This is a genomic window from Actinocrispum wychmicini, from assembly GCF_004345645.1.
Lineage (GTDB): Bacteria > Actinomycetota > Actinomycetes > Mycobacteriales > Pseudonocardiaceae > Kibdelosporangium > Kibdelosporangium wychmicini.
Genome location: NZ_SLWS01000003.1, coordinates 299,687 through 313,079 on the forward strand (window position 1 = coordinate 299,687; position 13,393 = coordinate 313,079).

Below are 13,393 nucleotides of genomic sequence, written 5' to 3' on the forward strand. Positions count from 1 at the left end.
GCGGTGGTCAGCGTGCTGTTGCCGGCTCGACGGTAGCTGAGGAACTGCCGCGTGGACGCGAACGGTACGGTCCAGGGATGGACGCCACGGTGAGCTCCGGATCGGTTCGAGCGATCGGGCTGACCGGCCGCGGTCTGCTCCGGCCGGACAACCAGGACTCGGTGCTGGTGTTCGAATGGCTCAGCCAGGCGGAACGTCCACAGCCGGTGGAATTCCGGACGCCGCTGGCGGCACCGTTGGTGTGCGCGGTCGCCGACGGGATGGGCGGTCACCCGGCCGGCGCGGTGGCCAGCCTGATCGCGTTGACGCACATCGCGACCGCGTACCAGGACTGGACCGACGTACCCAGCCTGGAAAGCGGGCTGGTCGGGCTGAACATGAGCGTCTACGAAGCGGGCTGCGCCGACCCCGACACGACGGGGATGGGGACCACGGTGGCCGGCCTCGTCCTGACACCTGACCGCGCCCTGTGCTTCAACGTCGGCGACAGTCGCGCCTACCAGATCATCGACGGGGTGGTCGAGCAGGTCAGCACGGACGACGGGGTGCTCGACGAACGGGGGATGACCACGAACCGCCTCACCCAGGCGATCGGCGACCCACCGCACCGGCCGATCGACCCGCACGTCGTCGAACTGCCCTATCAGGACGGACACACGCGGTTCCTGCTCTGCAGCGACGGCGTGTCCGGAGTGGTCGAACCCGAGGTGCTCGGAAAGCTCTGCCGGCCACGCCGGCTCGACCGGGTCGTGTCCGGGCTGTCCGACGCGGCCCACGAGGCGGGCGCGCCGGACAACCTGTCCATCGTCGCTGTGGACGTGCGGCTGCCCTTGTCCCGATGATCCTTCAGCGACGATCTGCTTGCCGCGGTCAGGAAGCGCCCTTGAACCCCGTCCACAGGTCCCACACCATGTCGTCGAAGTAGATCGTGACAGGCGCGTCATTGTCCGACCTGGCTCCGGCGGTGACACCGTTGATCTGTCCAAGATGGCCGTCGTAGTTCGCGAACCAGGGACTCCCGCTGGACCCGTTGATCACGGTACATCCGTCCAGTTGTACCCGCAGGTCGAACAAACTGATGGCTTCGGTCTGACCGTCGCATCGTTCCGGGGTACCGGGCACGGCACCCCGGAGTTGCAACAGCGTGCGGTCGTTCAGGTAACCGGAATTGACGACGATGCCGTTCTGCCCGACCAGTTCGCCGATTTTGCCGTGACTGTTCGGCCGCAACGTGACAAACGCGAGGTCATAGTCGGGGTCGCCATAGTCCGACCAGCCCACGAATGTGGTCGCCGCACTCGCGTCGAATGTTCCCCACTGGCGGTTCGTCGGCTTGAACTTGATATTCGCGCGCCAGTGCCCCGCTGGTGCCGTCGGTCCGAACTCCGTGCTCGTCGAACGACGCGGCGATGGACCACTGTTTGTTGGCGAGTGGTTGCGCCGATGCCGATGGCGGAAACAACAGGCTTCCCGCGGTGAGCGCGATCCCGGCAATCGCCGAAGGCAGCCGGCGCGCCAGTCTGGAACGACCGATTCCAAGGTGTCGTCCCGGGTGTGTCGCGCGTTCCTGGACGGTGAAATTCCCGTGGTGGGTACGGAAAGGGAATCCGGGAACGCGCGACACGGGGTTTCAGGACACGGTCACGCTATGGGAGGTGGTTACCCGGAGGGCTGCGCCGGCTGTGTCGAGGGCGTGTTCGCATTCTTCGATGGAATCGCCCAACGCTGTGGCGTAGGCGATTCGGCCCCATACCGTGCCTTTGGGGGGTGGCGACACCACTGCGCCTGGGCGGGCGACGACCGTTGCCTGGTCAAGGGCGGCCGGCAGGTCCGTGTCGACGAACTTGACGGACTCGATGATGGTGTCGTCGTGGTCCACGTAGAAGAACCGGATGCCCGCGACGCGGTGTTCGGTTGGTTGGGCGGCCACCGGCAGGCCGCAGGCGGCTGAGGCGGCGACCACACCGGGGTCGATTCCGGTGGCCAGTCTGCCCAGGTACGGGATCATGTCGCCGCCGAGCCGGCCGTTGACCTCGATCAGCTGCGGGCCGGTGCTGGTGAGCATGTACTCGGTGTGCGTCCAGCCGTCCTTGAACCGCAGGGCGCTGTGGGTTTCCTGCAGGGCTGTGGTGAACGTGAAGTCGGTCAGGAGTGGGTCGTCGGCGTCCACGTAGTGGCCGATCTCCTCGGCGTACGGCGGATAGCCCACCACCTTTCGGGCTACGAACAAGGGGGTGACGTTGCCGTCCTGGACCACCGAGTCGACACTGATCTCCTCGCCGGTCACGCACTGCTCGACCAGGACCGGGTGGTCGCTGGCGTACACCACCGGGTCGGGCGGCTTGGTGTCGCGGGTGAACGCGAACATCTGGCGCAGCGAGGCCGGGTCGTTCACGCGCACCACGCCGAGGCTGGCGCCCAGGCCGCGGGGCTTGAGAATCGCCGGGTAGCCGACCTCCTCGGCCGCTGCCAGCGCGTCGGCCAAGGTCTTCACCGGAATGGACAACGGTTGTGCCACACCGGCTTCCGCCAACGCGACCCGGGTCTGTGCTTTGTCCCTCAGCCGCCACACCACGGCCGGGTCGCCGTTGCGCAGGCCGAGCGCTTGGGCGATGTACGCGGTCGCCAGGATGCGGCCCTCGTCCCAGCACAGCACGCCGTCGACCGGGTCCGTCGCGTTCAGCCGCAGTGCCGCGTCGGCCATGGCCGGCCCGTCGATGGTGCTCGGCAGAACCGTCCAGCCGGACAGGTACTCGCACTCCCACGACGGTTCGGCGACGTGGAACAGATGCACCCGGAAGTCGGCGCTGATCGATCGCAGGAGGTACTCCCGGTACACCCGCATCCCGGTGGCCACCACCAGGAGCAACGGTTTGCTAGCCATCGAACACCCTTTCCCGCACCCGTTCCTCGTCGCTGACCGCGATCCGCCGCATGGCGAAACGCAACGACGGCGGTGCCATCAGTGAGGTCACGATCGCCACCAGCACGATGATCGTGTAGGTGGCCGTGCTCAACACGCCCAGCCGCAGGCCGACCATGGCGACGATCACCTCGATCACGCCACGGGCGTTCAGGCCCGCGCCGAGCGCCAGCCCCTCCCAGTGCCCGAGCCGGCTGGCCCGCGCGCCGAGATAGGCGCCCACGAACTTGCCCACGATCGCGGCCACCAGCACCGCCACGGCGGCGCCGAGCACCGCCGGACGGCCCAGTTCGGTGAGGTCCATCCGCAGCCCGGCGGTGGCGAAGAAGATCGGCGCGAGGACGGACATCACCACTGTCCGCAGTGGCGCGAGCCGACCCAGCGTGACGTGCCGCGACGACCCGATCACCATGCCGCACAACAGTGTTCCGAACACCGGCTCCAACCCGACCGCCTGGGTCCCGGCGGCGGCCAGCAACAGCAGCACGACCACCGCGGTGATGCTGACGGCAGGTTCGGTCGACCGGTTGGCCAGCCGCATGGTCGCGTTCACCAACGGCCGTCCGATGACGTACGTGAACACGACGACACCGAGCAACCCGGCCACCGACAGCGCCACCTGACCGGTACTCAGCCCGGTGGTCGCCAGCGCCGACACCAGGGACAGCCCGAGCCAGCCGACGACGTCGTCGACCGTGGCCGCGCTCATGATCAGCTGCCCCATGTCCCGGTGCAGCAGCCGCATTTCCAGCAGGGTCTTCGCGATCACCGGGATCGCGCTGACCCCCATGGCGACGCCGAGGAACGACGCGAACACCACCCGGTCGGTGCCCGAGGTGAGCAGGAACGCGGGCAGCACGAACCCGAGCCCGACACCCAGCCCGAGCGGCACGAGCAGCCCGCCCGCACTCACCTTGACCGCGGTGAGTCCCTTGCGGCGCACCATACCGAGGTCCATGTGGATCCCGGTGATGCCGACGAGCAGCAACACGCCCAGCTGGCCGACGGCGTCCAACAGGTGCTGCTGGTTGGGATCGTGCGGCAGCAGCCAGGTGGACACGGCTGGCGCCACGTGCGCGAGCAGCGACGGTCCAATGAGGACGCCGGCGGCGAGTTCGCCGACCACGGCCGGCATCCGCAGCCGTACGGCTAGTCGGCCCAACACGAGCGCCAGCCCCAACAACAGGCCGACCTGGAGCAGGAACAGCAGCATCCCGTGGGCGCTGACCGGGGCGACCGGGTCAGTCATCCAGATACCAGTTCTCGGGGTTGATCATCCCGAACGGGTTGACCGGCTCGAAGCCCCTGAGGTTGTTGGCCACCTCGAACAGCCGGATCGGGAAGTTCGGGTTGAAGATGACCGGCACCTGCTCGGCGATGAAGTTCTGGTACTCGTACAGCACGTCCACGTCGTCCGTGGTGACCGTGCGTTCGATCAGCTCGTCCGCGGCCGGGTCGTGGTAGTGGCCGAAGTTGCCGCCCGCGTCGGTCTTGAACAGAATCTCGCCGGTCGGGTGGTGGTACACCCAGCCGCCGTTCCAGCAGCACATCTCCCATGTGCAAGGCGTTTCCTCGCACGGGTAGCACGGCGCGTCCTCGGCGACGAGAATTGACCCGTACACCTCCTCCAGGCGCAGCTCGATGCCGGCCGCCGCCGCGTCGGCCTTGTACTTCGTCATCAACCGGGTCAGCGCCGGCCGCCCTTCGACGTAACGCATCAGGAACGAGAGCTTGGTGCCCGCGGGTATACCTTCGCCGGCCTTCGCTGGATCCATGCATACCGCGGGCGTGACGCTGGTGTCCCAGCCGTGGTCGGCCAGCAACTGCCGGGCGTGGTCGACGTCGAACGGCAACGGCCACGCACCTTCGCGCTGCTGCGGCGCCACCAGGTCGGTCACCGGCATCATCGGGACGGGCCCGTTCTGCCGGTACGCGTACCCCTGGTAGATGTCCCGGACCGCGGAGTCCTGGTCGAGCGTGCTCTGCAGGGCCTGCCGGACGTACGTCTGGGCGAACAGCTTGCCGACTACAGTCGGGTTGTTGAAGTTCAGGCTCGTGTACCGGATACAGTATGCAGTCTGCGGCACGAGCGTGTAGTGCTCGGCCAAGGGGTTGACACCGGCCTTGGCGAAGCTCAACGGCAGGTAGCCGACCTGGACCGCGGCCGGGTCGCCGCGCAGCAGCTCGTACTCCTGCTCGTCGGACTGGAACGGGATCTGCCGGAACTCGTCCAGATACGGCTTGTTCGGCCCGGAGTAGTGCTCGTTGGGCACGAACGTCACTTCGCCCTCAAGCGTGTAGCTCTTCAGCCGCCACGGCCCGCTGACCGTGCTCCAAATCGGACTGTCCGCCCAGTGGGTGCGGTGCTCGTTGCCCTCGGCGACGATGTCACCCTGCGCGGCCATCAGAAACTGGTACACCGCTTCGACATCCGCGAGGTCGCCGGACGCGTTGGCCGGGCCGTCGGCGGTCCGGTCCCACGATGTGGGCAACGGCGTGATGGTGCTCAGCTGGTTCATCAGCACCCACCGTCGCGAGTAGACCTTGTCGAACGTGAACGAGACGGTGTCGTGCGCGATCTTGCCGTACGACACGAGGTTGTCCGGGAAGTAGCCCGGCACGTACTCGCCGTACCGCGCGCCCTTGACCTTCATCAGGTTCACCCAGAACAGCACGTTGTCCGCGCACAGGGTCTCGCCGTTGGACCACTTCCACGGCTTGACGCGGACGGTGACGGTCAGCCCGTCCTCGCTCCACACCGGCGGCTCGCCGATACTGTTGGCGTAGTCGACCTCGGGGGTGCCGTCGCTGCCGAAGAAGTACAGCGTCCGGTACATCAGGGCCTGGAACTCCAGGATGTTGCGGGTGCCCATCCGTTCGGCCGGGGTGAACGGGAAGATCACCGCGGGCGGGAAGCCGGGCGCGCAGGCCCAGGTCACCGTGCCGCCCCGGCGGGGCTCCTTCGAAACTCGCTCAGGCAGGGTCTGCGTCATCGGGGTTCCACCTCCAGTAACCGCGAGGTGCCCGTCGCGGCGTGCGAGCCGAAGCGTTCCCAGACCTCGTCGAGTTGGATCCGGCCGTCGGCCAGGAAGCTCGGGGTGCTCTCGCACCGGCCCGAGATGACCTCGCCGCTGTCGAGGACGATGGAGTACGCGAACCGCAGCCGTCCGTCCGGCGCGCATGTGCCGGTGAGGGCGCCGCGGCGGGCGTGACCGCCGCTGAACTCGCCCCACAGCAGGTCGCCGTCCTGCCGGTACACCGCGACCCGGCCCTCGGCGTCCTGCTCGGCCGGACGGAACCGTCGCCCGTCATAGTCGATCACTGTCATTCCTCTCGAAGCTCGAGGGCGCAGCACTTGGCGCCGCCGCCGGCTTTCAGCAGTTCGGTCACGTCCACGCCGATCGGTACGAACCCGGCCACCCGCAGCCGGTCGATCAGGCCGGTGGCCTGCCCGGACAGCAGGACGTGCCGGCCGTCGGAGATCGCGTTCAGGCCGAACACCTCGGCGTCGGCGCGGTTCGCGGTGATGGCGTCCGGGTACAGCTCGCGCAGGACGGCCTGGCTCGCCGCGGCGAACGCGCCGGGGTAGTACATGACTTCCTCGTGGTCGAGGACCGCGAGGGCGGTGTCCAGGTGGTAGAAGTTCGGGTCGACCAGTTCGAGCGGGACCACCGGCAGGCCGAACGCCGCCCGTGCCTCGTCGTGCGACCGGTGGTCGGTGCGGAACCCGGTGCCGGCCAGGATCCGCTCGCCGGTCACCAGGTAGTCGCCTTCGCCCTCGTTGACGAACCGGGCGTCGATCACCGGGAAACCGTGGTCACGGAACCAGGTCTGGTACGCGGGTGACTCGTCGACCCGTTGCGGGTAACGGAACTTGGCCGCCAGTACCCGGCCGGCCACCATGGTGGCGCCGTTCGCGGCGAACACCATGTCGGGCTGGCCGGGCAGCGGCGTGATCTCGTCCACCCGGTGGCCCAGCCCGAGCAGCAGGTTGCGCAGGCGTTCCCACTGCACCACGGCGGTTGGCGTGTCCGTGGGCTTGTCCGGCTCCATCCAGGGGTTGATGGAGTAGGTGACCTCGAAGTGGGTCGGCGGGCACATCAGGAACCGCCGGGGTCGGGCTGATCGCACTTAGTCCTCCAGGGTGACTTTGATCTTGCCCGCGAGCGCGGTCATGGTGGCGAACGCGTCGTCGCGGGACGTGCCCGTGGTGCCGAGGAACCCGAAGATGGTGTTCCCGTCGGGCGGCCGCAGGATCGTGTCGCCGGGCCGGGCGGTGATCTTGAGCAGGAACGCCTTGTCCGACTCGCTCACCTCGGGCGGCACGTCGATCTCGCGGACCACGCCGCCGTCGCAGATCAGGCACATCGCGGTGATGTGCGTCCCGGTCGGCCAGTAGTGCCGGACCTGGGGGCGCACCCCGCGGCCGATGTCCACGACCGCGCGGATCGGGTCGTGTTCGGCGGTGAGCCGGGCGATCATGTCCAGCCCGCCGCCGCCGACCCGGGCGGCGATCTCCAGCAGGTGGGGTTTTCCGTCGTGGAAACGGACTTCGGCGTGCATGACGCTGCGCCGCAGGCCTTGCGCGTGGGCGGCCGCCCGGACCGCGTGGTGCACCCGGGCGAGATCCTCGGCGGGCAGTGAGGTGGGGGCGTGGTGTACGTCGTCGTCGAAGTTCTGGCCCTCGGCGGTGATCCGGTCGACGACCGAACCCAGGTACACCTCGTCGTCCCAGGCGACCGCCTCCATCAGGTACTCGCGGCCGTCCAGGAACGACTCGACCAGCAGGCCCTGCGGACCCAGGTCGATCCCGTCGGCCTCGGCGGACACCCAGAACATGTCGTGGATGCCCTCGATGGCCTGGGTGAACCGCAGTTCCATCTCCTCGGCGGAGTCGACCCGGAACACGAAGTGGCTGCCCGCGCCTAGGGTCGGCTTGAGGATGGCCGGATACCCGAACTCCTCGCCCGCGGCCAGCGCGTCGGCCAGTTCGGTGACGAACCGGAAGCGGGGGACAGGCACGCCCGCGCGCTCGTACGCCTGGCGCATCAAGTACTTGTTGCGGCTGGTACGGGCCGCTTCGACGCCGATGGTCGGCAGGCCGAGCGCTTCGGCGATGGCCGCGACGGCGATGACGGCCGCCTCGGAGAACGTGATCACGCCGTCGAACTGCTCGGTCGTGTGCCATTCCTTGGCGCACGCGATCATCTCGTCGATCTTCTTCGTCCCGACCAGCCGGTAGTGGTCGGCCGGCCAGAAGTCCTCGGTGCCCTCGCCGTTCAGCACGTACAGGTCGACGCCGAGGTCCTGCACCTGGCGGTAGCGGGACTGGTAGTAGTTCAGGTACTGGCGCGTTTCGACAGTCAGCAGTTTCATCGTGCGGCTCCTACGAGCTGGTCGACGGCGGGCAGCCGGGGCAGCCGGGTCGCGGTCCGGACGTCCAGGTCGGCGGTGGCGTCGATCAGGATCGGCGCGGCGCCGGCCAGCAGCGCGCGCACCTGCGGCAGCAGATCCTCGGGCGCGGTCCTGGCCTCGGCCACCAGCCGGGCCAGTTGGGTGACGACGGTGTCCGCGGCGCGGCTCATGCTGAACGCGGGCAGCTCGTAGCAGGCGCGGAACCGTTCGGTCATCGCCTCGGCCTTGCGCTGTCCGACGGCGGTTAGTGAGTGCTCACTTACCAGGGACGCGAGTTCGTTCCACGGCTCGACCAGGCGCCGGGTGACCACGCGACGCAGCGCCTCGGTGGTGAAGTTGGTCCGTTGCAGCTCCGGGGCGGTCAGCGCGAGGTGGAACCGGACCAGGTCGCGCGGGATCCCGGCGAGCAGGTCGACCGCGTGGATCAGGTGGTTGCGGCTGGTCGAGAACTTGTCGTCGGCCAGGTCGTAGAACTCGTTGCAGACGTTGCCGGCCGGAGTCACGTACCGGTCCCCGTGGGCCATCAGCGTCACCAGGTCCATCAGGCCCCAGTGGTAGACGTTGTCGTAGCCGTGGAAGTAGACGAGCCGCGTGCCCTGACCGGCGCGCCAGTGGTCGTCGTACCGGTTCGTCGGCTCAGCGGACGACGTGCTGTACATGACCGCCGGCATCGCCTCGATCCACGGGTACAGCACCTGGCCCGGGGTCTCGGCGAACGGCGCCGGGATGCCCCACGTGCCGGGGATGGTGACCGGCGCGTCCGGCAGCGGGCGGGCCAGCAGCTCCTCGATCAGCTGCCGCCCGTGCGGCCGCCAGCCCTTGCGGTCCGCGAAGTACGCGGTCAGCCGGTCGCGGTAGGCCTCCATGGGCAGCACCAGGATGGTCTGCTCGCGGTACGTCACCGGGTCCGTCGGGTCCAGTGTGGACCGCGGGTTCAGCAGCTCGTCGAAGTTGTTCGGGTGGCCGCACCCCTCACAGGCGCCGCCGCTGCTGCCGGCCAGGCACACCGGGCACGTCCCGGACACCAGGCCGTCGTACAGATACGTGCCGGCCCTGGTCGCGAACGGCAGCCGCACTGTGCGGGTCCGCAGCTTGCCCTGCCGGTGCAACGCGGTGACGAAGTCCAACACCGACCGCCGGTAGTTGTCGTCGATCGGCGGCAGCGGGGACATCGAGATGCCCATGCTGTCCAACGAATGCTGGATCGCCTTGGTGGACGCGGCGCACAGGTCTTCCGGCGTGGTGCCCAGGCGGTGCGCCGAGGTCACCACGTACGTCTGGCTGTCGTCGGTGCACGTCGTGTAGATCACCGACTGCCCGGTAGACCGCAGGTATCGGGCGTAGACGTCACCCGCGAGGTACGGGCCGGCCATGTGGCCGAGATGCAGGTCGCCGTTGGGCGTGGGAGTCGCGGCGACGATGATCGTCCTGGACATCTACGCGTCCGCGTCGCGCTCGACGAACCGGCCGGCCAGCTCGTTGTCCCACCAGATCGCGTACATCTGGAACTCGGCCGCGCCCTCGTTGACCACCTGGTGCGTGGAGTGCGGCGTGAAGTGCACGACGTCTCCCGCCACGAACGGGGTCCGTCGGCCCTCGCAGATGATCTCCGCGGCGCCGGTCATCGCCACCCAGATCTCGTACTCGTGATGTTCGTGCGCGCCGGACGAAGCGCCGGGCGGCACCACGCACCACGAGCCCTCGAACGGCGCGTTCACCTCGGCCCACGGCATCAGGCGCCGCGCGTCCAACCCGTTGTCCAGCTTGAGCTCGGCCCGGTCGAACCGGCGGATCTCCATCATCGTTGCGCTCCTGACGTCGACGCGGTGAACGGGAGGATGGGCACGTTCTCCACCCGGGGCACGGGGGTCCGGCGGTACGCGAGCAGGTCGGCGACGATCTCCTCGGCCCGCGCGGCCAGCACGCTGAGCAGCGAGTCGGCGATGCCGTGGGTGGCCTCGTTGACGCCCTGCAGGTGACAGGTGGCGGTGAACGACGGCGGCAGGTTCATCCGGTAGCTGCGGTCGACCGACACCTCGGCCAGCCCGACCGAGGTCGCCATGTCCTGGATGATCCGGGGCATCTGCCGGGCGAAGCCGGTGCCAAGCAGCACCACGTCGTAGCGCCGGCGGGTGCGTTCGCCGGACTTGCGGTCGACCAGGGTCAGCACCACGTCCCCGTCGACGTCACCGCCGTCCATCTCGGCGGCGGCCACGTCCACCATCGGGACCATCTCGATCCGCTCGGTCCCGGTCAGCTTCTCCACGTACATCTGCCGGTAGAGGGTGTCGATCATCTCCGGGGAGAGCCCGGCGTAGTTGGTCCGGTGCATCTCGTTCAGCAGTTGGGCGCGTGCCTCCGGTTTGGCCGCGTGGAACTCGTCCACGAACGACGGGTAGAACAGCTCGTTGGTGAACCGGCTGGTCTGGTAGGCGTTCAGGCCGATCGAGCGCATCACCATCGTGCAGTGCGCGCGCGGGAACGCCTGGTGCGCGGTCCACAGCATCTCGGCCGCGCTCTGCGCCCCGCCGACGACCGCGATCCGGTGCGCCTTGGCCGGGTCGATCTCGTTGATCCGGGCGGCGAACTCGGTGCTGTGGATCATCCGCGCCCGCGGGACGCCGGCGAAGGTCTCCGGGATGTGCGGGTCGCGGCCGGCCGCGATCACCAGGTGCTTGCACACCACGACGCCACCGTCGGCCAGCTGCACCAGCCATTCGCCCGCGCCGTCCCCGCTGCCGAACGGCTGGATCGACGCGCACCGGCGGCCGTACTCGATCCGCACGTTCGGCAGTGACTTGGCGACCCAGCCGAGGTACCCGGAGATCTCCATCCGGTACGGGGTGAAGCTGCCCAGGTTGATGAACTGGTCCAGCCTGCCCACCGAGTGCAGGTAGTTGACGAAGCTGAACGCGCTGCGCGGGTTGCGCAGCGACACCAGGTCCTTGAGGAAGGACACCTGGCTCTGGGTCCACGGCATCATCATGCCGCGCTGCCAGACCACGTCGTCCTGCTGCTCGACGATCAGGGTGTCGCCGGCCAGGTCCGTGCGGGCCAGCTCCTCGATCGCGACGGCGAGCGCGAGGCTCGACGGACCCGCGCCGATCGCCAGCAGCTCCACTTCTTGATAGCGCACCGCGTTGTCTCACTTCCGGTAGGTGGTTACAGCGAGGGTGAAGACGCCGTCCTCGCCGGACGGGGTGAAGCCGGCCTGTTCCCAGAAGTCCTCGGCGCCGGCGTTGTGTCCGGCCGGCACGTACCGGCCGACGAGGACGGCGGCACCGGCCACACTGGCCTCGCGGGCGAGCCACTCGACCGCCGCGAGGCCGAAGTCCCGGTGGCGCAGCACGAGATTCAGGACCCACCACACCTGGCCGCGGCGGCGAATCCAGGCCGCGCCGACGATCTCGTTGGCATCTAATTCACCGGATACCGCGAACGACACCGCGAGGTGGTCCGGATCGGTGCTCATCGCCGTGGTCGCGCCCTCGTCGAAGCGGATACCGGTCATGTCGAGCCGGTCCGCGCCGGCTGCCAGCCGGGTCACACCGGCTATCTGGAACGGGGTGACCGGACCGGCGACCAAGTGGCCGGCCGGCGGACAGTCCACGAATTGGCGAACCATTTCACTCCTCTCGCCGGGGTGTGGTCGGCATGCCCGCGACCAGGGTTTACCCAGAATTGGGTGATCACTCGATCACGGCCGGTAGCTGACGAATCGGATGTCGATTCCCGTCCCAGTCGATTTCGGTTGACTCTCGTCCGTCGACAATAGTTCGAAAAGACGTCCTGTCGTCAAACACGTATTTCAAGCAGTTGCACACCGCGCGGAGATGACACGCGCGGTGCTGTCATTTTCCGCCGAGTCTGTGTTCCAGTTGTTTCGCGAACTCAAGCCATTCCCGGGCGCACCGGCGGGCCAGTGCGGCGATGATGTAGGCGCTGTGCGGTGGTACCGCGTCGGCCACGTTCCGCCATTCCTCGCCGGCGATCACCCGCCGGGCGAGCCAGCGCAGCACCAGGTGCCCGGACCGGGCGAACCGCAGCGACGGATCCCGCTCCAGGTTCTGCAGAACAGCGTTTCGGTCTTTCGCGGAGAGGCCCTCGGGTTCGTCCTGGCACGGGGCCGGGCCGATCTCGGCCCGTTCCGGCCCGCTCAGCGGCCGGATCGGGCGCTCGGCTCTGGGCCGGCGTTGCGGGACCGGGTCCTCCCCGCGCTGTAATCGGGCCCGGACGTCTCGCACGGTCGCCGGCGATATCCCGGACGACCGGGCGATCTCCCGCAACGAGGCGTCCGGCCGGGCGGCGATCAGCCGGCTGGCCACCCGCCGGCCGTCGGTGCTGTCCAGCGGGCGGATCCGGCCGTCCCGGCCGATCCGCGCGGTCGCGCTGGGCAGGCCGATGATCCGGCCCCGTACCCCCGCCACGGTCTGCGCGGCGAGCCCGGTCGCGGCCGCGATCGCCCGGTCCGACCAGTCCGGATGGGCGGTGATGATCCTGGCCACCGCCGCCTCCCGGTCGGCGAACGACAGCGGCAGGCCGTGGGCGATGTTGGACCGGACCGCCATCACGAACGCGTCGTCGTCGCTGCCGTCGAAGAACACCGCTTCGATGGTGTCCTCGCCGCGCAGCCGGGCCGCGCCGATCCGGTGCATCCCGTCGATCACGCGCATGGTCGGCCGGTGCACCAGGATCGGTGGCAGCGGGCGGTCGGGCTGGGCGAGGACCCGGATGTGCTCCGCGTCCTCACCGACCAGCCGGGGCGAGTCCCCTGGCAGCAGGCTGTCCAGCGGCACCCGGTAGGTGTTCGGCCCGGACGCCGGGTAGACGGCCAGTGCCGTACGTTGCGGCCGCGGCTTCGGCAGGATCGCGAGATCCTCCGCGGCGTTGTCGGTTCCCTCTCTCAAATCAGCCCCCGTATGGTCCGCCGACACAAACGCGCGGGCCGACCGCGAAAATGGCCCACGCCTCTGCACCGATTTGCGCTTCTCCATCGCCGTGATTCGTGGCGAGCTTCCGTATGAGCCACCTTGTGGCTATTTGTGCTCGCACGGA

General features: G+C 68.7%; 13 protein-coding genes. 1 reads left to right on the forward strand and 12 read right to left on the reverse strand.

From position 1 onward, the window contains the following. The first annotated feature begins 77 nt into the window (after positions 1–77). Entirely contained in the window at positions 78–842 is a 765-nt protein-coding gene (locus EV192_RS15605; RefSeq protein ID WP_132115829.1) for a PP2C family protein-serine/threonine phosphatase, read from the forward strand. A 28-nt stretch (positions 843–870) separates the two neighbouring features. On the opposite strand, the gene EV192_RS15610 is transcribed toward EV192_RS15605, so the two are convergent. The 12 genes from EV192_RS15610 to EV192_RS15665 form a co-directional block, all read right to left on the reverse strand. Further along, positions 871–1,281, reverse strand: coding sequence for a trypsin-like serine peptidase (locus EV192_RS15610; protein WP_132115831.1), 411 nt, complete (start codon positions 1,279–1,281; stop codon positions 871–873). A gap of 349 nt (positions 1,282–1,630) precedes the next feature. Further along, positions 1,631–2,884: an ATP-grasp domain-containing protein gene (locus tag EV192_RS15615; protein WP_132115833.1), complete on the reverse strand. Its 1,254-nt coding sequence runs from the start codon at positions 2,882–2,884 to the stop codon at positions 1,631–1,633. Next, the gene (locus tag EV192_RS15620; protein ID WP_132115835.1) at positions 2,877–4,172 is read right to left on the reverse strand and encodes a cation:proton antiporter; all 1,296 of its coding nucleotides are present in this window, start codon (positions 4,170–4,172) and stop codon (positions 2,877–2,879) included. Before EV192_RS15620 ends, EV192_RS15615 begins: the two co-directional genes overlap by 8 nt. Further along, positions 4,165–5,916 (reverse strand): ABC transporter substrate-binding protein, encoded by a 1,752-nt coding sequence (locus EV192_RS15625; RefSeq protein WP_132115837.1) that lies wholly within the window; start codon positions 5,914–5,916, stop codon positions 4,165–4,167. The genes EV192_RS15620 and EV192_RS15625 overlap by 8 nt, the downstream gene beginning before the upstream one ends. Continuing rightward, positions 5,913–6,245, reverse strand: a complete 333-nt coding sequence (locus tag EV192_RS15630) for an avidin-fold protein (protein WP_207926069.1) — start codon at positions 6,243–6,245, stop codon at positions 5,913–5,915. The genes EV192_RS15625 and EV192_RS15630 overlap by 4 nt, the downstream gene beginning before the upstream one ends. 2 nt (positions 6,246–6,247) lie before the next feature. Continuing rightward, positions 6,248–7,054 carry a dimethylargininase gene (gene ddaH, locus EV192_RS15635; RefSeq protein ID WP_341770859.1) on the reverse strand — a complete coding sequence of 269 codons (807 nt, stop codon included), beginning with the start codon at positions 7,052–7,054 and terminating at the stop codon, positions 6,248–6,250. After that, entirely contained in the window at positions 7,055–8,299 is a 1,245-nt protein-coding gene (locus EV192_RS15640; RefSeq protein ID WP_132115841.1) for an ATP-grasp domain-containing protein, read from the reverse strand. It lies immediately after the preceding gene. Next, entirely contained in the window at positions 8,296–9,774 is a 1,479-nt protein-coding gene (locus EV192_RS15645; RefSeq protein ID WP_132115843.1) for a class I tRNA ligase family protein, read from the reverse strand. The genes EV192_RS15640 and EV192_RS15645 overlap by 4 nt, the downstream gene beginning before the upstream one ends. After that, positions 9,775–10,140 (reverse strand): cupin domain-containing protein, encoded by a 366-nt coding sequence (locus EV192_RS15650; protein WP_207926070.1) that lies wholly within the window; start codon positions 10,138–10,140, stop codon positions 9,775–9,777. Then, entirely contained in the window at positions 10,137–11,474 is a 1,338-nt protein-coding gene (locus tag EV192_RS15655; protein ID WP_132115845.1) for a SidA/IucD/PvdA family monooxygenase, read from the reverse strand. Before EV192_RS15655 ends, EV192_RS15650 begins: the two co-directional genes overlap by 4 nt. A gap of 9 nt (positions 11,475–11,483) precedes the next feature. Beyond that, positions 11,484–11,963 carry a hypothetical protein gene (locus EV192_RS15660; protein WP_132115847.1) on the reverse strand — a complete coding sequence of 160 codons (480 nt, stop codon included), beginning with the start codon at positions 11,961–11,963 and terminating at the stop codon, positions 11,484–11,486. 226 nt (positions 11,964–12,189) lie between these two features. Next, positions 12,190–13,245, reverse strand: a complete 1,056-nt coding sequence (locus EV192_RS15665) for a ParB/RepB/Spo0J family partition protein (protein WP_243726863.1) — start codon at positions 13,243–13,245, stop codon at positions 12,190–12,192. Positions 13,246–13,393: the final 148 nt, after the last annotated feature.

Bases quoted from the DNA above. Each gene is read 5' to 3' on its own strand.
- EV192_RS15605 (WP_132115829.1), top strand. From the start codon at position 78: ATGGACGCCACGGTGAGCTCCGGATCGGTTCGAGCGATCGGGCTGACC.
- EV192_RS15615 (WP_132115833.1), bottom strand. From the start codon at position 2,884: ATGGCTAGCAAACCGTTGCTCCTGGTGGTGGCCACCGGGATGCGGGTG.
- EV192_RS15620 (WP_132115835.1), bottom strand. From the start codon at position 4,172: ATGACTGACCCGGTCGCCCCGGTCAGCGCCCACGGGATGCTGCTGTTC.
- EV192_RS15625 (WP_132115837.1), bottom strand. From the start codon at position 5,916: ATGACGCAGACCCTGCCTGAGCGAGTTTCGAAGGAGCCCCGCCGGGGC.
- EV192_RS15640 (WP_132115841.1), bottom strand. From the start codon at position 8,299: ATGAAACTGCTGACTGTCGAAACGCGCCAGTACCTGAACTACTACCAG.
- EV192_RS15645 (WP_132115843.1), bottom strand. From the start codon at position 9,774: ATGTCCAGGACGATCATCGTCGCCGCGACTCCCACGCCCAACGGCGAC.
- EV192_RS15650 (WP_207926070.1), bottom strand. From the start codon at position 10,140: ATGATGGAGATCCGCCGGTTCGACCGGGCCGAGCTCAAGCTGGACAAC.
- EV192_RS15660 (WP_132115847.1), bottom strand. From the start codon at position 11,963: ATGGTTCGCCAATTCGTGGACTGTCCGCCGGCCGGCCACTTGGTCGCC.